The 17,179-nt window shown below is 73.6% G+C and carries 12 protein-coding genes; 6 read left to right on the top strand and 6 right to left on the bottom strand.

What is annotated here, in order from left to right; all coding sequences use genetic code 11:
* Positions 1–129: 129 nt before the first annotated feature.
* Positions 130–1,257: a ferrochelatase gene (locus ACF1CT_RS28860; RefSeq protein ID WP_391786910.1), complete on the bottom strand. Its 1,128-nt coding sequence runs from the start codon at positions 1,255–1,257 to the stop codon at positions 130–132.
* Between the two features lie 251 nt (positions 1,258–1,508).
* Between ACF1CT_RS28860 and ACF1CT_RS28855 the strand changes: the two genes are divergently transcribed.
* Both ACF1CT_RS28855 and ACF1CT_RS28850 read left to right on the top strand, forming a co-directional pair.
* A complete protein-coding gene (locus ACF1CT_RS28855; RefSeq protein WP_391786985.1) occupies positions 1,509–2,756 on the top strand; it encodes an MFS transporter in 1,248 nt (415 codons plus the stop codon).
* Positions 2,713–4,035, top strand: coding sequence for a D-arabinono-1,4-lactone oxidase (locus tag ACF1CT_RS28850; protein ID WP_391786909.1), 1,323 nt, complete (start codon positions 2,713–2,715; stop codon positions 4,033–4,035). The genes ACF1CT_RS28855 and ACF1CT_RS28850 overlap by 44 nt, the downstream gene beginning before the upstream one ends.
* Positions 4,036–4,074: 39 nt before the next feature.
* Here the strand turns inward: ACF1CT_RS28850 and ACF1CT_RS28845 are convergent, their stop codons facing one another.
* Positions 4,075–5,145: a hypothetical protein gene (locus tag ACF1CT_RS28845; RefSeq protein WP_391786908.1), complete on the bottom strand. Its 1,071-nt coding sequence runs from the start codon at positions 5,143–5,145 to the stop codon at positions 4,075–4,077.
* A 497-nt stretch (positions 5,146–5,642) separates the two neighbouring features.
* Between ACF1CT_RS28845 and sepH the strand changes: the two genes are divergently transcribed.
* Positions 5,643–6,692, top strand: a complete 1,050-nt coding sequence (gene sepH, locus ACF1CT_RS28840) for a septation protein SepH (protein ID WP_391786907.1) — start codon at positions 5,643–5,645, stop codon at positions 6,690–6,692.
* A 156-nt stretch (positions 6,693–6,848) separates the two neighbouring features.
* Here the strand turns inward: sepH and ACF1CT_RS28835 are convergent, their stop codons facing one another.
* Positions 6,849–7,676, bottom strand: a complete 828-nt coding sequence (locus ACF1CT_RS28835) for a sulfurtransferase (protein WP_391786906.1) — start codon at positions 7,674–7,676, stop codon at positions 6,849–6,851.
* A 237-nt stretch (positions 7,677–7,913) separates the two neighbouring features.
* On the opposite strand from ACF1CT_RS28835, the gene ACF1CT_RS28830 reads away from it, so the two are divergent.
* Positions 7,914–8,690, top strand: coding sequence for a VOC family protein (locus tag ACF1CT_RS28830; RefSeq protein WP_391786905.1), 777 nt, complete (start codon positions 7,914–7,916; stop codon positions 8,688–8,690).
* A 21-nt stretch (positions 8,691–8,711) separates the two neighbouring features.
* Here ACF1CT_RS28830 and ACF1CT_RS28825 read toward each other — a convergent pair whose 3' ends face one another.
* Positions 8,712–9,617 carry a PaaX family transcriptional regulator C-terminal domain-containing protein gene (locus ACF1CT_RS28825; protein ID WP_391786904.1) on the bottom strand — a complete coding sequence of 302 codons (906 nt, stop codon included), beginning with the start codon at positions 9,615–9,617 and terminating at the stop codon, positions 8,712–8,714.
* A gap of 306 nt (positions 9,618–9,923) precedes the next feature.
* On the opposite strand from ACF1CT_RS28825, the gene ACF1CT_RS28820 reads away from it, so the two are divergent.
* Together ACF1CT_RS28820 and ACF1CT_RS28815 are read left to right on the top strand one after the other, a co-directional pair.
* Positions 9,924–10,787: a hypothetical protein gene (locus ACF1CT_RS28820; protein ID WP_391786903.1), complete on the top strand. Its 864-nt coding sequence runs from the start codon at positions 9,924–9,926 to the stop codon at positions 10,785–10,787.
* A gap of 91 nt (positions 10,788–10,878) precedes the next feature.
* Entirely contained in the window at positions 10,879–13,488 is a 2,610-nt protein-coding gene (locus tag ACF1CT_RS28815) for an NACHT domain-containing protein (RefSeq protein WP_391786902.1), read from the top strand.
* Between the two features lie 4 nt (positions 13,489–13,492).
* Here ACF1CT_RS28815 and ACF1CT_RS28810 read toward each other — a convergent pair whose 3' ends face one another.
* Positions 13,493–15,745, bottom strand: coding sequence for a hypothetical protein (locus ACF1CT_RS28810; protein ID WP_391786901.1), 2,253 nt, complete (start codon positions 15,743–15,745; stop codon positions 13,493–13,495).
* Between the two features lie 3 nt (positions 15,746–15,748).
* Positions 15,749–17,176, bottom strand: a complete 1,428-nt coding sequence (locus ACF1CT_RS28805; RefSeq protein WP_391786900.1) for a hypothetical protein — start codon at positions 17,174–17,176, stop codon at positions 15,749–15,751.
* Between the last annotated feature and the right edge of the window lie 3 nt (positions 17,177–17,179).

The following is a 17,179-nucleotide window of genomic DNA, read 5'->3' as shown; positions in this document are numbered from 1 at the left end:
GGCTTGGTCGAGATGTTGGTACTGGGGGGGGGCGGTCCGGGCTGCCCTGGTTGGGGGGGGGGGGGGGGTGTTTTGGGGGCCCCGGGGGGGGGGGGGGGGGGGGGGGTCCCCCCCCGCGCCCGCCACGGCTCACGCGTACGGGCTGTCGGCACCCGCGGCGGCGGGCTTGGGTCCCCGGGCCGGACAGCAGCCGGCCGGGCACAGGTCGTGGCTCGGCCCCAGCGCGCCCAGCGCACACCGCCGGGCATCCGCTCCCCGCTCGGTCGCGGCCCGCTCCAGCAGCAGGTCGCGCACGGCCGCCGCGAACCGCGGATCGGCGCCCACCGTCGCGGATCGGCGCACCGGGAGTCCGAGTTCCGCGGCCTTCGCGGTGGCCTCCGTGTCGAGGTCGTACAGCACCTCCATGTGGTCCGAGACGAAACCGATGGGGGCCATCACCACGGCGGGGGCTCCTTCGCCGTGCAGGCTCTCCAGGTGGTCGCAGATGTCGGGTTCCAGCCACGGGATGTGCGGGGCGCCGCTGCGGGACTGGTAGACGAGGCGCCAGGGATGCTCGACCCCCGTCTCCTCCCGGACCGCCTCGACGATCAGGCGGGCGACGTCGAGGTGCTCGGCGACGTAGGCGCCGCCGTCGCCGTGTGTCTCCGCGGGGCCGGAGGTGTCGGCGGCGGAGACGGGGATGGAGTGCGTGGTGAAGGCGAGGTGCGCCCCGGCCCGCGCGTCCTCCGGCAGGTCGGCCAGGGAGGCCAGCACGCCGTCCACCATGGGCCGCACGAACCCGGGGTGGTTGAAGTAGTGCCGGAGCTTGTCGACCCGGGGCACCGGCAGCCCCTCGGCCTCCAGGGCGGCCAGCGACTCCGCGAGGTTCTCGCGGTACTGGCGGCAACCGGAGTAGGAGGCGTACGCGCTGGTCGCGAGCACCGCGATGCGGCGACGACCGTCCGCGGCCATCTCCCGCAGGGTGTCGGTGAGGTACGGCGCCCAGTTGCGGTTGCCCCAGTACACCGGCAGGTCGAGGCCGTGCTCCGCGAAGTCCTCGCGCAGCGCGTCCAGCAGGGCTCTGTTCTGGGCGTTGATCGGGCTGACGCCGCCGAACAGGAAGTAGTGCTTGCCCACCTCCTTCAGCCGCTCCTCGGGGATGCCCCGGCCGCGGGTCACGTTCGCCAGGAACGGGACCACGTCGTCCGGGCCTTCGGGGCCGCCGAAGGAGAGCAGCAGCAGGGCGTCGTAGGGAGTGGGGTCGCACAGATCGGACATGCCACCGATCCTGCCACTCGTCTCGGACGGCGCCCCCACCGACGTCCCGCCGGACCGTGCCGTCGCCTCCCGACCGCGGCGACCTCGGCCACCGCGGCCGGCGGCGTCGCGGCGTCCGGCGGCTCCGCCCCGGATCCGACGGCCGGGCAAGCCGCTCCTTCCCCGCTGCCGGTCGTGGGCGAGGCCGTAAGCTGTGCCGGTCATATTCACGCATGACAGGCGCGTACGACGGCGCCGCCCCGGAGCCCTCCTTGCTCAGTCCCTATCGTGCGATCTTCGCCGCCCCCGGCACCAAGGGGTTCTCGGCGGCCGGATTCCTCGGCCGGATGCCGCTGTCCATGATGAGCATCGGCGTGGTGACCATGGTGTCCCAGATCACCGGCCGTTACGGGCTGGCCGGGGCGCTCTCCGCGACGCTGGCGCTGTCGGCGGCGGTGTTCGGGCCGCGGATCTCCCGGCTCGTGGACCGGCACGGCCAGCGCCGGGTGCTGCGTCCCGCCACCCTCCTCGCGCTGGCGGCGGTGGCCGGTCTCCTGGTCTGCGCGCAGCAGCGGCTGGCGGACTGGACGCTCTTCGTCTTCGCGGCGGGCGCCGGCTGTGTGCCCAGCGTGGGTTCGATGATCCGGGCCCGCTGGGCGGAGATCTACCGCGGTTCGTCGCACCGGTTGCACACCGCGTACGCGTGGGAGTCGATCGTCGACGAGGTGTGCTTCATCGTCGGGCCGATCGTCTCGATCGGCCTGTCCACCTCCTGGTTCCCGGAGGCCGGGCCGCTCCTCGCGGCCGGGTTCCTGCTGGTCGGCGTCTTCTGGCTGACGGCGCAGCGGGCCACCGAGCCGGTGCCGGATCCGCGTGAGCGGCGCACCGGCGCCTCCGCGCTGCGGTCCCGGGGACTCCAGGTGCTCGTGGTGACCTTCGTGGCGACGGGCGCGCTCTTCGGAGCGATCGACCTGGTGACGGTCGCCTTCGCCGAGGAGCAGGGGCACAAGGCCGCGGCGAGTCTCGTCCTCGCCGTGTACGCCCTCGGGTCCTGCGTGGCCGGAGTCGTCTTCGGTCTGCTGCGTCCGCGCGGGAAGCCGTCCGTGCGGTGGCTGGTGGGTGTGTGCGCGATGGCCGTGAGTATGATCCCCCTCCAACTGGCCGGGAACCTGCCGTTCCTGGCCGTGGCGCTCTTTGTCGCGGGCCTCGCCATCGCACCGACGATGGTCACCACCATGGCCCTCGTCGAGCAGCACGTACCGCGCGCCGCACTCACCGAGGGCATGACCTGGACCAGCACCGGGCTCGCCGTGGGGGTGACGCTCGGCTCCTCGGCCGCCGGCTGGGTGGTCGACGCGTCCGGGGCAAGGGCGGGGTACGCGGTGCCCGCCGTGGCGGGAGCGCTCGCGGCCGCGGTGGCGTTCCTGGGGTATCGCCGGCTCAGCGGGCCGGCTCCGACCGGAGGGCGCGCGGAAGATGACCGAAACCGACGCACGGACGACGACGAACGCGTGGCGTAACTGGGCGGGGAACGTCACGGCCCGTCCGGCGGGGACCGTGACCCCCGCCTCCGCGACCGAGCTGGCCGAGGCGCTGCGCCGGGCCTCCGAGGACGGCCTGAGGGTGAAGCCGGTCGGCACCGGGCACTCCTTCACGGCCGTGGCGGCCACCGACGGCGTGCTGATCCGCCCCGACCTGCTCGCCGGTATCCGGGAGATCGACCGTGAGGCGATGACGGTGACCGTCGGGGCGGGCACCCCGCTGAAGCGGCTGAACGCGGCCCTGGCACGGGAGGGCCTGTCGCTCACCAACATGGGCGACATCATGGAGCAGACCGTCGCGGGCGCCACCTCGACCGGCACCCATGGCACCGGCCGCGACTCGGCCTCCATATCCGCGCAGATCCGCGCGCTGGAACTGGTCACCGCCGACGGCCGGGTCCTGACCTGTTCGGAGAAGGAGAACGCCGACGTCTTCGCCGTCGCCCGGATCGGGCTCGGCGCGCTGGGCGTCGTCACGGCGATCACCTTCGCCGTGGAGCCGGTCTTCCTGCTGACGGCCCGCGAGGAGCCGATGGCCTTCGACCGGGTCGCGGCCGACTTCGACGAGCTGGTCGCCGAGAACGAGCACTTCGAGTTCTACTGGTTCCCGCACACCGGCAACTGCAACACCAAGCGCAACAACCGCAGCGCGGGCCCCGCGGCCCCGCCCGGAAGGGTGAGCGGCTGGATCGAGGACGAGCTCCTCTCCAACGGGATCTTCCAGGTGGCCTGTTCCCTCGGCCGGGCGGTCCCCGCCACCATCCCCTCGATCGCCAAGCTCTCCAGCCGCGCCCTGTCGGCCCGTACGTACACCGACATCCCGTACAAGGTCTTCACCAGTCCGCGCCGGGTCCGCTTCGTGGAGATGGAGTACGCGGTGCCGCGCGAGGCGGCCGTGGAGGCACTGCGCGAGGTCCGGGCGATGGTCGACCGTTCGCCGCTGCGGATCAGCTTCCCGGTGGAGGTCCGCACCGCCCCCGCGGACGACATCGCGCTCTCCACGGCCTCGGGCCGGGAGAGCGCGTACATCGCCGTCCACATGTACCGGGGCACGCCCTACCAGGCGTACTTCACGGCCGTCGAACGGATCATGACCGCCCATGCGGGCCGCCCGCACTGGGGCAAGGTCAACACCCGCGACGCGGGATACCTCGCCGAGGTCTATCCGCGGTTCGGCGAGTTCACCGCCGTGCGCGACCGCCTCGACCCGGACCGTCTGTTCGGCAACGACTACCTGCGCCGGGTGCTGGGCGAGTAATCCCCCGGCACCCGGCCGCGCGGCCGGGTGCCGGGCGGCTCAGGGGGCGGTGGACGGGCCGGTGGTGGCCCGGTCGCCCTGTGCCGGGGTGTCGCCGGTGCCGGTGGGGTCCGGGGCGGCACCGCCGTCGCCGGGGGCCGACGGGGAGGGCGTGGCCGCCGGGGTCGGGCCGGTACCGGTCCCGCCGGAGGGGGTGGAGCCGGGTTCCGGGTCGGCCGACGCGTTGCCGCCCCCGCCGGAGTCCGGGTTCCGGCTCTGTCCGTCCCGGGTGTCCGTGCCAGGGGTCGCACCGCTCTCCCCGTCCGGCGTCCGGTCCCGCGCCGGATCGGTGCCGGTCGACGGGGCGTGGTCCTCCGGCCCGGCACCCCGTTCCCCGCCGCCGCGCACGACGGAACCGACGGTGGTCCCCCGGCCGCCGCTCAGGTCGTTACCGGCGATCAGTTCGTAGGTGGTGATCCCCGCCATCGACACGGCGAAGACCACGGCGGCTCCGAGAGCCGGTCGCTTCCAGCCCCGGAGCCGGGTTCCATGGGTGGTGGCCTCGGAGAACTCCTCGTCGGGGACCGGGCGCACCGCCGCGGGAGACCGGGTCGCGTCGAGCGGCACGGGCCGTGTGCGGTCCGGATCGGTCCCCACTGCCCTCAGCACGGTCGTGGGGTCCGTCCCGTGCGGCGGGGACGTGCCGTCCACGGCGGGCATCGCCGTGGTGGCGTCCACAGCAGGTATCGCCGTGGTGGCGTCCACGACGGGCATCGCCATGGTGGCGTCGACGGCCCGGCCGGGGGCCGCGGACCGTCGCCCTCCTCGCGCGGGGGGCGTGCGGACCGTCTCCCGGGTCCGTACGGTCGTCTCGCGGTCCTGGTGCTTCACCTGGACCGTCACCTCGCGGATCTGCTCCCCGGTGCGGCGGAAGAAATGCTGGAAGACCGAACCGCCGCAGGTGGCCACGACACTCATGACGCCCGCGCCGATGACCGTTCCGTACACACCGAGCTGGGAGGCCGCCACGGCCGCCGCGACCGCCGCCACGGCACTGCCCGCCACCTGCGGCAGGCTCAGATCTATTCGCCTTTCCTTGGGTTCCGTGTCACTTTCCGGCTTCTGCACCATTTCCAGCCCTTGATTGACATCTCTCCCACCATGCAACAAGAAGGGACATATGAGCGAAGTGATTAGTTCCGCTTCGGGAGATTCTGTGAAGCAGGACACGGACGAGGGACTTGCCTCACTCGGATGGGTAGCTCAACTCCCGCACCTCACGAGAACTTCGACGGCGCGGCGGTCCACCCACATGGCCCAAATGGAGTACTGTGACGAGCCCTGGGGCCGGATTCCCGTACGGGTGTCCGGGTTCTTCGGAAAGGGGGCCGAAGGAGGCACTCAATCCGGCGACGCCACAGCATCGCACGGAGACCGGCTACACGAGGTGACCAGAAGTCGCTTCGTGTTGCACAATGGGTCACCGTGACATACCGGCGGTCGAGGGCTCGCGCCCGACACACCGGGCAACACGGCAATGTTGTGGCAGGCTGCACCCGGGCAGGCCACACTCGACTAGCGGAAGCAGCGGCGCAGTGACGTCGGCAGGCACCACCCGGGAGGTCCCCATGCCCGAACTGCGTGTCGTGGCCGTCTCCAACGACGGCACACGACTGGTGCTCAAGGCTGCGGACAGCACGGAGTACACGCTTCCGATCGACGAGCGGCTGAGAGCCGCCGTGCGCAACGACCGCGCGCGGCTCGGGCAGATCGAGATCGAGGTGGAGAGCCACCTCCGGCCGCGCGACATCCAGGCCCGGATACGAGCCGGCGCCTCCGCGGAGGAGGTCGCCCAGTTCGCCGGGATTCCGGTCGACCGGGTCCGCCGCTTCGAGGGCCCGGTGCTCGCGGAGCGCGCCTTCATGGCCGAGCGTGCCCGGAAGACCCCCGTACGCCGTCCCGGCGAGAACACCGGTCCCCAGCTCGGCGAGGCGGTGCAGGAGCGGCTGCTGCTGCGCGGCGCCGACAAGGAGACCGCCCAGTGGGATTCGTGGCGCCGTGACGACGGCACCTGGGAGGTCCTGCTGGTCTACCGGGTCGCGGGCGAGCCCCATTCGGCAAGCTGGACGTACGACCCGCCACGACGGCTGGTCCAGGCCGTGGACGACGAGGCGCGTTCGCTGATCGGTGAGACCGACGACGCCGCACCCGAACCGACCTTCCCGTTCGTGCCCCGGATCGCCCGGCTTCCCCGCGACCGGCCGCTCGACCGTTCCCTGGACCGTCAGTTGGAGCGTCCCTCGCTCCCCGCGCCGGAGCCGGAGGAGCATGTCAACGGCATCTCGGCGAGCGAACGTGATTCGTTGACGAGCCTGCTGGAGGCGGTACCGAGCTTCCGCGGCGACATGGTGGTCCCGGAGCGGCCCGCGCCCCCCGAGCCTCCTTCACTCGAACCGGCCGCGCAGGAGCCGGAGGCCGACGAGTCGCCCGCCGCGGCCTCCGCCGGTTCCGCCTATGCGGATGTGCTGATGCCGCGAGCGGTGGCCGGACACCGTGACCGGCTGACCGGGACCACGGACCGGCAGGCCGAGGCGGACGGCGTCCGGCCGGGCCGCAGGGCCGCCGTACCGAGCTGGGACGAGATCGTCTTCGGCACCCGCCGCAAGAAGCAGGACTGAGCGGCAGAACCCGCGGCAGGTCACGGGCCCGTACGCAACTGCGTACGGGCCCGTGCCGTCCCTATGTCCCCCTGACCTCGCGGCGCCGGTACCCGCGCGGGCACGGGTCGTGCCCGCTTCCGGCCGTTCCGCCCGGCCGGGTCGGCAGCCGCTCCGTCACCGGGGGTCGGGGCCCGTGGCGACCGGACGGGACTCGTCGGCGGTCCACTCCGACCAGGAACCCGCGTAGAGCGCCGCCGGAATTCCCGCGACGGCCAGGGCCAGTACCTCGTGGGCGCCCGAGACGCCGGAACCGCAGTAGACACCGACCCGGGACTCCCGGTCGGCGCCGAGTTCCGCGAAGCGGGCCGCCAGCGACGCGGCGGGCAGGAATCGGCCGCCGTCCGTCACGTTCTCGGAGGTCGGGGCCGACACGGCGCCCGGAATGTGGCCGGCCACCCGGTCGATGGGTTCCACTTCGCCCCGGTAGCGTTCGGCGGCCCGCGCGTCGAGCAGCAGCCCCGTCCGGGCCAGTGCCGCCGCCTCGTCGGCGTCCAGCGACGGCACGGCTCCGGGCACCGGCCGGAAGTCGCCCTCGGCGGGCGCCGGGATCTCCTTGTCGAGCTCCCCCTCCCAGGCCGCGAGACCACCGTCCAGCACCCGGACGTCCTCGTGCCCGGTCCAGCGCAGCAGCCACCAGGCACGGGCCGCCGCCCAGCCCTGACCGCCGTCGTACACCACCACGGGGGTGTCCGCGCGGACACCGGCCCGGCGCATCACCGCTCCGAAATCCTCCGGATCGGGCAGGGGGTGGCGGCCTCCGCTGCCGGACGGTCCCGCGAGATCCGCGTCCAGGTCGACGAAGACCGCTCCGGGGATGTGCCCGGCCTCGTAGTCCGGGCGGCCGTGCGGGCCGCCCTGTCGCCAACGTACGTCCAGGAGCACCGGTGGACGCGACCCTGCCAACTCGCTCACACATTCGACTGCGGTGATGATGGGCTTCATGGCCGCCATCCTCGCGCAGGGCAGGTCCCACCCGTAACACCGTCACACCACCGGACCAGGCGCACCGCATGTTTCCGGCCTCTTCGCCGAGTTCCCGGACAGTGCGGCGCGGCCGGTACGCATCGTGCGCCGGGTGGTGCGAGCATCTGCACGGGGCGCGCCCATCCGTACCGCACACGGCACACCGGCCCCGTTCCCCCCGTACGGCCACCACGATGGTCCGAGGAGAGAGTGACGATGACCGAGGCTCCCGCCCGGCGCACACCCGGAACACCTTGCTGGGTGAGTCTGATCGTGCACGGCCTGGGCACGACGCAGGACTTCTACGCCGATCTGTTCGGCTGGGAGTTCGTGCCCGGACCGGACCAGCTGGGCCCCTATGTCCGGGCCGTGATCGACGGGAAGGTGGTCGCGGGCCTCGGGCAGATGCCGCCCGACCGTCTCCTGCCGGTGGCCTGGACGACGTACCTGGCCACCGACGACGCCGATGTCACGGCCGAGCTGATCCGCTCCTGCGGCGGCACGGTCGCCGTCGGGCCGCTCGACGCGGGCGAGGCGGGCCGGATGGCCATCGCCTCCGACCCCGGCGGTGCGGTGTTCGGGATCTGGCAGGCCGCAGCGCACCTCGGCACGGCACTCGCCGGAACCCACGGCACCCCGGTCTGGAACGAGCTGCTGACCCGGGAGACCTCGACGGTCTGCAAGTTCTACCAGACGGTGTTCGGTTTCGAGGCGGAGGCGGTGGTGTCCGCCGACTTCGACTACCAGACCCTGCATCTGCGCGGCCGTCCGGTCGCCTCGCTGCACGGCGTCGGCCACGCCCTGCCCCGCGACCGCGGACCGCACTGGATGACGTATTTCGAGGTCACCGACGCGGATGAGGCCGCGCGTCGCGTGGTGGATCTGGGCGGGTACGTGCTCCAGCCGCCCAGGGACGGTTCCCTCGGGCGGGTGGCGACCGTGGCGGACCCGGAGGGCGCGGCGTTCACGATCGTACGGTCGGCCGGTCGCTGAACCACGGGTGCGGGCCCGGTTTCAGAGTCCGTCGGTCCGCACCCGCTCCGCCTCGCCCCGGAGGCGTTCGACGTGCCGGCGCGCGGGACCGGCCAGCCGGGCGTGCAGTTCGTCGAAGAGCTCGGACGCCTCTGTTCCGCCCCAGTCGGCGGGCAGCAGGTCACGGGCGACGCCGGGGTCGAGATAGACGAGCCGGCGCCAGTCGGTCAGCACCCTGATGTACGTCGCGAACGCCTCGCGGTCCGTCACGCGTCCGCCGTCCCCGACCGGCGCGGTCGCCGGGCGGTGCGCCACGAGGAACTCGGCGTACAGCCGCCGCAGCCGGGCGGTGTCCCACCAGGTGCGCACCTTCGCGGCCAGTTCGCCGTCCGTGCCTCCGGGACCGGCCGGCGAGAGGTAGTCGGCACGGAACAGGTCGGCGTAGGCGCGCAGCCCGTGCCGGGCCAGCATGTCCTCCGCCTCGGCGTGCACGTGCCCCGGCGCGATCCACACACCGGCGGACACCGAGCCGAAGCCGAGCCGGGTCAGCTGGGTGCGCAGCGTGTGCCGCCTGGCGCGCTCGGACTCGGGCACGGAGAAGACGACGAGCACCCAGCCCTCGTCCACGGTGGCGCGCCGCGCCGCGAAGATGCGCGGGTCACCGTCGCGCAGCATGCGTTCGGTCTCCGGCGAGATCCGGTATCCGGCCGCCCCGGACACCGACGCGGCTTCGAGGATCCCGGCGCGCTTCAGCCGGGAGACGGAGGAACGCACGGTGGGCGCCTCGACGCCCAGATCGGCGAGCAGCCGGATCAGCGAGGCCACGGACATCCAGCCGTCGGTGTCACGTGCGTACAGCCCGTAGACCGTCACGATGAGCTGCCTCGGCTGCGCCTTGCCCGGGGAACCCGTCCCGGCGCCGTCGTCCTTCCCGCCCACCGTGTTCACGGCGTCATCCTAACGAGCCGGGGAGCGGGAGGGACGCCGTGAGCCCGCCCCTCCCGCGCTCCCCTAGCTCGTAAGGTCTGTCCCGCGATCCCCGGCGGGCGCGACGACGGCAACGGCACCTCGCGGCGTTGCCGGAACGTCCGCGCGTATCCAGTACGAGAACGTCCCTCCGCCTCGCGACGCACTGCATGCGACGCCGCGGGGTGACGCCGCCGCGCACGTCCCGCCCGGACGGCCGGGCCCCGCCGTCCCGATCGCCCCGGGAGGGCTCCCCCTCGGGAGGGCCAGGGACTACGGTTGCTGGCCATGTGGTCAGGACAGTTACCCGAGGGCAACGGGAACCGGGCGAAGGCCGCCGCGGTCGCCGCGGCCACGACCGTGGTGGTGACCGTCGGCGTCACCGGCTTCCTGCTCCTGGGCGGCGGCGACAGGGACGACGACGCCGACGGCGGCAGCGCGAGCACCAAGGCGCCGACGACCGCCTCGAAGGGCACCACGGCCTCGACGCCGACGCCCGACAGCCCGCCCGGGGCGACCGAGAGACCGACCGTCCCGGGCTGGAAGGTGGTCATCAACCCCAAGCGGGGCACGGCCTTCGACGTGCCGCCGGACTGGGACGTCAAGTCGCCGACCCTGCTGATCGGCTTCGAGGACAGCGAGGTCGACTACAACGACCCCGACAACTGGGGCAAGGTCGTCATCGTGATGGGCGCACCGGCGATCCTCAAGGAGGACTGGTGCGTGTCCCGGAGCAAGAAGAACGGGCGCGTGAAGCAGAACAGCACCGAGCTGGCGGCGGCGGGCACCAAGGGCGCCAGTGGCGCCGGCAGCACCGGCGCCGCCGCCCTGAGCCAGGTGGAACAGTGGGTGTACGGCGGATACACCCAGCCGGACAGGAAGAGCATCGTCCGCGACGAGGCGGCGACGCCGTACACGACGAAGTCCGGCGTCAAGGGCAGCATCGCCCGGGCCAGGTCCAGGAACGCTCCCCGCACGGACGCGTGCGCGAGCGACGGCAAGGCCATCACGTTCGGCTTCAGGAACTCCGCGGGCGACCTCGTCGCGTGGAGCCTCTACGGCGCCACGGGGGTGAAGAACGAGCTGCCGGACTCGACCGTCATGAAGATCCTCGGCACGGTACGCCTCCACGGGGACCCGACGGAATCCTGAGCCGGGCGACCGGGGTCCCCGGTACGGCTCCGCGTGCGGAGCGGGGCGGGAAGACGGAGCGGGAAGGGCGATATGACGGGGGCGGACGTACATGGCGAGGCAGGCGGACTCCGGTGAGCCGAACATCACCAACACGGCGGTCGATTGCACGGCCGAGTACCTGATCCAGATCGGGATCCTCGAAGGGGATCTCAATCTGACCCTGCGCGTGGATTCCGCGTCGCCCGACGACGACGCCCCACTCGCCGCGGCCGAACGACGACTCGCACGCGGTCTCCTGCACCGGTGGCGGGCCGAGGCCGATGCCTGGGACATGACCGATCCCGAGCCGCTGCCCGTGCGCTGGACACCCAGCCGACGAGTGGCGTCCGCCGGGGAGTACGTGCCCGCGGGCTCCGGGACCGACACCATCGCCGGGACCTTCCTCCGGCTCCGGCCACGGCGGCGGCTGGTCGTGCTGGGCGCCGCCGGGTCCGGCAAGACCGTGCTGTCCGTCCTGCTCACCCTCGAACTCCTCGCCCGGCGGCTCACACAGGGCGAGGACGACGTACCGGTCCCGCTCGTCCTGTCGCTGGAGTCCTGGGACACCCGGCGGCAGTCGTTCACCGACTGGCTGATGGACCGGCTGCGCCAGGACCACCCCGGTCTGCCGCCCGTGGACGGTGTGCACCCGGCCCGACGGCTCGTCCTCGACCGGCGGGTGCTGCCCGTCCTCGACGGCCTCGACGAGTTGCCCGGACACCGCCGCGACGAGGTCCTCGACGCGCTCAACGCCGGTCTCGGCGGTACGGGGGACGTGGTACTGATGTCCCGCACCGCCGAGTACGAGCACCTCGACGGCAGGGGCAGGGGTCTGCGCCACGCGACGGTGATCGAGTCGCTGCCGCTGCGCCCCGACGAGGTGGCGGGCTACCTCCGCATGGCCCGGCCACCGGCCCGCGCGGCGGCCTGGGCGAGCCTGCTGGGGACCCTTCGGAAGGAACCCTCCGCTCCGGTGGCGTGGGCCCTGACCAGTCCGCTGATGGTGTGGCTGGTACGCCGGTCCTACGAACAGCATCCGGCGGATCCGGGGGAGCTGGTGAACCGGGCACGGTTCCCGACCCGTGACGCGGTCGAGAAGCACCTGCTCGACGGCATCGTTGCCGCCGCGTTTCCGTCGCGGCCCCCGAACCCCGGCCGGCTGCACCCGCCCCGTGCCTGGGACGCCGAACGGGCCGATGCCTGGCTCTCGTACCTGGCGCTGCTGCTGAACCGTCGCGAGGAGTCCGAACTCGCCTGGTGGCGGCTGCACTCGGCGCCGCTGCCACGACTGCTCGCGCTGCCCGCGCTGCTCACGGCCGGCATCCTGCTCTCCCTCCTCATCGAGGCGGGCATGTCCGGGTACGCGGAGGACTCCCCGCTGGGTGACTTCAATGTGACGGCGGACGTGACCGGCGGGATCCTCTTCGCGGCCATCGCACGGTCCGTGACCGCCTCGTGGTTCGGGCACCGGATCAGCGAGCCGCGACGCAGCGCCAACCCCCTGCTGTTCATCCAGGCCCTGCGCACCCTCGACCGGCATGCGCGGGTGGGGCCGCAGGTCCGCCTCGCGGCGCTCGTGGGAGGTCCCTCGCTCGTCGTCCTCCTGCTCGCCCTGCACGTCTTCGTGTCACCGGACCCCGTCCTGGTCTGGCTGGCGGTCGGCGGCGTGCTGCCCACGCTGCTGACCGTCGTGTACGCGGCTCCGGCCGACACCGTGGACGCCGCCACACCCGACGCGCTCCTGCGCGGCGAACAGTCCGCCCTGGTCACCCTGGTGACGCTGGTGGCCCCGCTGATTGGAACCGGTACGGGTCTGTTCTTCGGGCTCCGCGGCGGCGACGGGTGGTGGCCCGCGGTCGGGGGCTGGGCGGGTGCCTCGGCGATGTTCGTCCTGCTCAGCCCGTGGAGCCGCTGGATCCTCGCCAAGTGCTCGCTCGCGGCGGCCCGGCGGGTGCCGTGGTCCCTGATGGCGTTCCTCAGGGACGCGCGCGCGGCGGGGCTGCTCCAGTTGTCGGGCGGCACCTATCGGTTCCGCAACCGGCGGCTCCAGGAGCACCTGGCGGAGCGGCGCGCCCGGGAGCGGGGCGAGAGCGGCGGCTCGTCCGGCCCCGGGCCGGACCGCGTGCCCGCGTCCACGGAATCCGGTCGCTTCACCGCGGAACGCACCGCGGACCGTTTCCACCTGCGCGGTCGGTCCAAGAGGCTGCCAGTGGCCCACTGGACGGCGCTCGGCTCCCTGATGGGCGTCTTCGTCGTGCGGTTCACCGTGAGCGGCCAGTGGCAGGACGCGGCAGGCTGGGCGGCCATGCTCTTCCTGCCCCTCCTCGGCGCCGCCGTCACCGTGGTCGGGTTCCTCCTGCCGCGGCAACGGCTGGAGCTGGAGCTGACCCGGGACGGCGTCACCTCCGTGATCGGGCGCAGGCGACGCTCCTACGCATGGCGACACGTCGAGGAGATCACCGTGCGCCGCGCGACCGTCCGGGGCCGGGACGCCCGCTTCTACGCCCTGCAGGTCCGGCTGCGCGCCGACGCCCCGCGCCCGCCCCGCCGCTCCCGCATGGGCGAGGGCTGGTACTACGTCCTGCCCATCGGCTTCTCGTCGCAGGTGGATCCCCGGCTCGGCACGGCCCTCGCCGACTTCGCGGGGCCCTGCTGGACGTCTCCGTCCGGTGTCCGTTGAGCCCTCAGCAGAGCGGCTCGACATCCGCGGAGGCCGTGAGGAGGGCCAGACAGCGTGCCGTCACCGTCCGGCCGCCCTCGCTGATGTCGACGGCGTAGGCGATGGGAGCGCGGTCCGCGGCCCCCTGGGGAGCCGTGATCCGCCAGCGCATCTCGTACGTGCCGTGCGCCCCGAGTCTCCGGGGCGGCCGCCCGACGGGGGTGGCCCGCCAGCCCTCGGGCAGCAGGGGCGGTCGTACGGTGATGGCGAGGTCGCGTGCGGTGGTGTTCTCCAGGACGATCCGGCCGCCGTCCGCCGGGCGCAGGCGCAGTGCGTCGGAGCTGTTCCAGCGGATGTCGAACTCGCGCAGGCGGAGCCGCTGCACGTCCTCGGTCTTGGCGAACGCGTCGAGCAGGCCGATGCGGACGGAGTCGATGGCCTCCGGGACGGGGTAGTCGTAGCCGTACTCCTTCCTGGAGTAGGGGCCGTCCTTCTGCTCGTGGGGGCGTCCGTCCCGGAACTCGACGGTGCGGGCACCGACCTGGCCCTCCACGTCGAGGCCCGGTACGAACAGCGACGTGACGCTGTCCGGGTCGAAGTCCACCGACACCTCGCTCAGCGGCAGCGGGATACCGAAGTCGATCCTCAGCCAGTTGTCCTTCAGCGAGGATCCCTTGGCCGACCAGTAGCCCGCGTGACCGGGCAGGGCGGCGGACGGCGGATGTCCCGGTGCCGAGTAACTCGCGCTGAGCTCCGGCCAGCCCCGGGGGGCGGCCGCGGCCAGGTCGATCCGGCGGACCGAACCGGTCAGCGGATGCCGCCAGCCGTCGTACATCCCGGGCAGGCCGAGGAGGGCGGCAGGCGGCAGCGCGCCCGCCTCCAGCAGGACCAGGACGAGCGGTACGACCAGGTACCCGGCGAGGTGGGTGAGCAGCAGGGTGCGCCGGGCGGCGCGGTGCCGGGGAAAGCGGAATGTCGTGCTCTCGGGCCGTCGCACGGGTGGGGGCACCATGCTCTCCCCCGGGCCCGGGGTACCGGGCGTGCCGACGAGCCATCCCAGCGTCCCCGCGAGGGCCGAGGCCGGAACGCAGCGCATCGGGATGTCCGCGGCGTCGAGCGCGCGCAGCAGGGGGCCGCCGTCGGCCGCGTCGAGTTGTGCGCGCACGGCGGTGTCGTCGCCCCGCGCCGCCCGGGTGTACAGCAGTGCGAGCCGGCGCGGGCGGCGGCGCGCGGGCAGGGCGGTGAGGACGTGCAGGACCCGGGTGACGGCGTGCGCGGCGTCGCTGTGCGCGGCGGGGTCGTCCACCACCAGCAGCAGTCCATGGGCCCGGCCCAGGACGTCCAGCGCGGCCACCGCGTCCTGGCTGTCGTAGGCGTCACCGGACGGGTCGTACCAGAGCACGGGCACCCCGTCGGTGCGCACGAGCGACGGCTCGGCCCCGGGCGCGGCGCCCAGCTCGGTCTGCCCCTGCCGGTGCACTGCGCCGCGCTGCGCGCCCGAGCCGCCGACGAGCACGACGACCCGCGCCCGTTCGTACCCGGCGGGCAGCGCCTTTCCGCAGTGCGGACAGGACGCGTCCAGACGGCGCGTGCCGAGGACGGCGGGCAGCCGGGTGCCGCAACGGCAGCGGTGGGAGAGGGCTCCGTACCGGTTGGGCAGCAACTGCCGGTGTGCGGCCCGGCACGTCGGGCAGAGCCGTGCCGGACGGCGGATGGTGCGCCCGCAGCCGGTGTACGGGCACGGCGCCGGCCCGCCGCGCAGCGCGCGGCCCGTCCGTGCGACGGCCGCCCACATCGCCCACCACAGGATCCACAGTGCGTGGCCCAGTGCCCACACCAGCAGCGCGAACAGGAGCGGAAGGATGCTGAGCGCGGTCGCGGTCAGCACGACGGCGACGAGCGTCAGCAGGAAGACGGGGCGCAGGAAGACCGTCAGCAGGACCCGCCCGCCGGTCCCCCGCTGTCGCGGCGGGCCGCCGAACACGTAGCTCACCCGGTCGGCCAGGAACCGCTCGGCGTCGCTCATCAGCCGTTCGTGTCGTTCGAGCCCGTCCCACCAGGCCGCCCGCAGATCGCGTGCGGCGACGACGCGGAGGTAGGAGGGCGTGGCCGGTTCGCCGTGCGGGTCGGGCGGGGAGTGGGCCGCCCTGCCGAAGGTCCGCCAGATGGTGTGCAGTTGGGTCCACACCAGCCTGGGCAGGGTGATGAGGAGGCAGTGGCCGACGATCACGGCCATGAACAGGATGACCGCCAGGAGCAGCACGACGATGTTCCCCACGGCTCACTCCCTCCCCCGGGCCGGTCCGCGTCGCCGCAGCAGCCGTGGTGCCCGCTCCGGCTCCTCGGGCCGCACCAGATCGCGCAGGGCCTCGTAGGTCTCCGTCTCCGTCCACAGCCCCCGCCGGTACAGCCGCAGGATCCGCAGCGCGGTCGGCCGCGGCTCCCCGGCGGCCCGGCGCAGCACGTGCAGCGCGGTGGCGGGGGCCGCGGAGAGCACGTCCGGCGCTTCGTCCGCGAGGCGGGCGAGGGAGGCGCACGCCCGCGTGTCCAGGGCGGAGGCCCGCAGGGCGGCGGAGGCTTCGAGGGCGGCGAGCACCCCCGCGAGGACGGCCCGCCGGTACGGCTCGGGCAGGGGGGCGAGCGCGGCCCCCACGTCGCCGAGGGGTGTCGTGCCGTCGGCGAGATGGCACGCGGCGGCGTCCGTCAGGTGCTCGGGCGCCAGTCGCGCCTCCTGCGGCCGCAGCTCCGCGACGGCGCGCACGAAACCCACGAGCCGGGGCCCCTCCCCGTCGAAGGCCCCCGCGTCGCCGTCCGGCGCGAGCAGCGCGCACCCGGCCCGCAGCCGCCGCACGTCTCCCCCGACGCCGTCCGCGGGGCCCGTGTCCCACAGTTCCGCGACGGTGTCCAGGACGTCGAGGCGTCCGCTCGCCAGCGCGCCGACGAGGAACCGTGCCATCGGGACCGGCCCCGGACAGCCGTCCCCGGTCAGTGGGTCGAGGTGGAACACGGGGCCCGGGGCCCGCTCCGCGGTCTTCGTCCCGGTCCCGATCAGATGGTGGTGGTCGTCCCCCGGCCTCGCGGTGTATGTCGTGAACGTCAGCCGGGCGGCCAGGCCGGCGGGCAGGGTGTAGGAGACGGCGGCGATCCAGTCGACGGCACGGTCCGGATCCTCGGAGACCAGGGTGGCGCCGGGGCCTTCGCCGACCAGCGCCCGCAGGGCCGCGGTGAGCAGTCGTTCCAGGAGGCGGACGCCGGGGTCGCCGGTGTCGGCCAGCAGGTGGGCCACCCGGTCGGGCCCGACGGCGCTGCCGGGGACGAGAGGGCCGAGGTCGGGCAGGTCCCGGTCGTCGGGTGACGGTGCCGGGGCCCAGTGGGGGGTGTCCCACAGTTCGACGGGGCGCAGACCGGCGAGTTCGTCGGGGGTGGCGTACAGGGCGTGACAGAAGTGGTTGCCCCAGCGGCCGGTGTAGTCCCGCCCGGTGAAGCGGGTGCGGGTCAGCACTGCCGCGTCGTCGGCCGGTCGGTCGTAGGCGAAGGCCACGGGAAAGGGGCGATCCCGGTCCGGGCCCGGAGGTCGCGCGTATCCCGTCAGGGGGCGAAGGACGTCGAGTGCGGGGCGGGCCGCCGGGGAGACGGCGGTGAACCGGAAGCCGCCGTGGGGTGCGTCGGGCGAGGGTGGGGCGGACGTGTAGTGCGCCTGTCCTGCCATCCG

Source organism: Streptomyces sp. NPDC014734 (assembly GCF_043083325.1).
Taxonomy (GTDB): Bacteria; Actinomycetota; Actinomycetes; order Streptomycetales; family Streptomycetaceae; genus Streptomyces.
The sequence above is the reverse complement of the archived record's forward strand: the minus strand, read 5'-3'. Positions and strand labels throughout refer to the sequence as shown.

Bases quoted from the DNA above. Each gene is read 5' to 3' on its own strand.
- ACF1CT_RS28860 (WP_391786910.1), bottom strand. From the start codon at position 1,257: ATGTCCGATCTGTGCGACCCCACTCCCTACGACGCCCTGCTGCTGCTC.
- ACF1CT_RS28850 (WP_391786909.1), top strand. From the start codon at position 2,713: ATGACCGAAACCGACGCACGGACGACGACGAACGCGTGGCGTAACTGG.
- ACF1CT_RS28845 (WP_391786908.1), bottom strand. From the start codon at position 5,145: ATGGTGCAGAAGCCGGAAAGTGACACGGAACCCAAGGAAAGGCGAATA.
- sepH (WP_391786907.1), top strand. From the start codon at position 5,643: ATGCCCGAACTGCGTGTCGTGGCCGTCTCCAACGACGGCACACGACTG.
- ACF1CT_RS28835 (WP_391786906.1), bottom strand. From the start codon at position 7,676: ATGAAGCCCATCATCACCGCAGTCGAATGTGTGAGCGAGTTGGCAGGG.
- ACF1CT_RS28830 (WP_391786905.1), top strand. From the start codon at position 7,914: ATGACCGAGGCTCCCGCCCGGCGCACACCCGGAACACCTTGCTGGGTG.
- ACF1CT_RS28820 (WP_391786903.1), top strand. From the start codon at position 9,924: ATGTGGTCAGGACAGTTACCCGAGGGCAACGGGAACCGGGCGAAGGCC.
- ACF1CT_RS28815 (WP_391786902.1), top strand. From the start codon at position 10,879: ATGGCGAGGCAGGCGGACTCCGGTGAGCCGAACATCACCAACACGGCG.
- ACF1CT_RS28805 (WP_391786900.1), bottom strand. From the start codon at position 17,176: ATGGCAGGACAGGCGCACTACACGTCCGCCCCACCCTCGCCCGACGCA.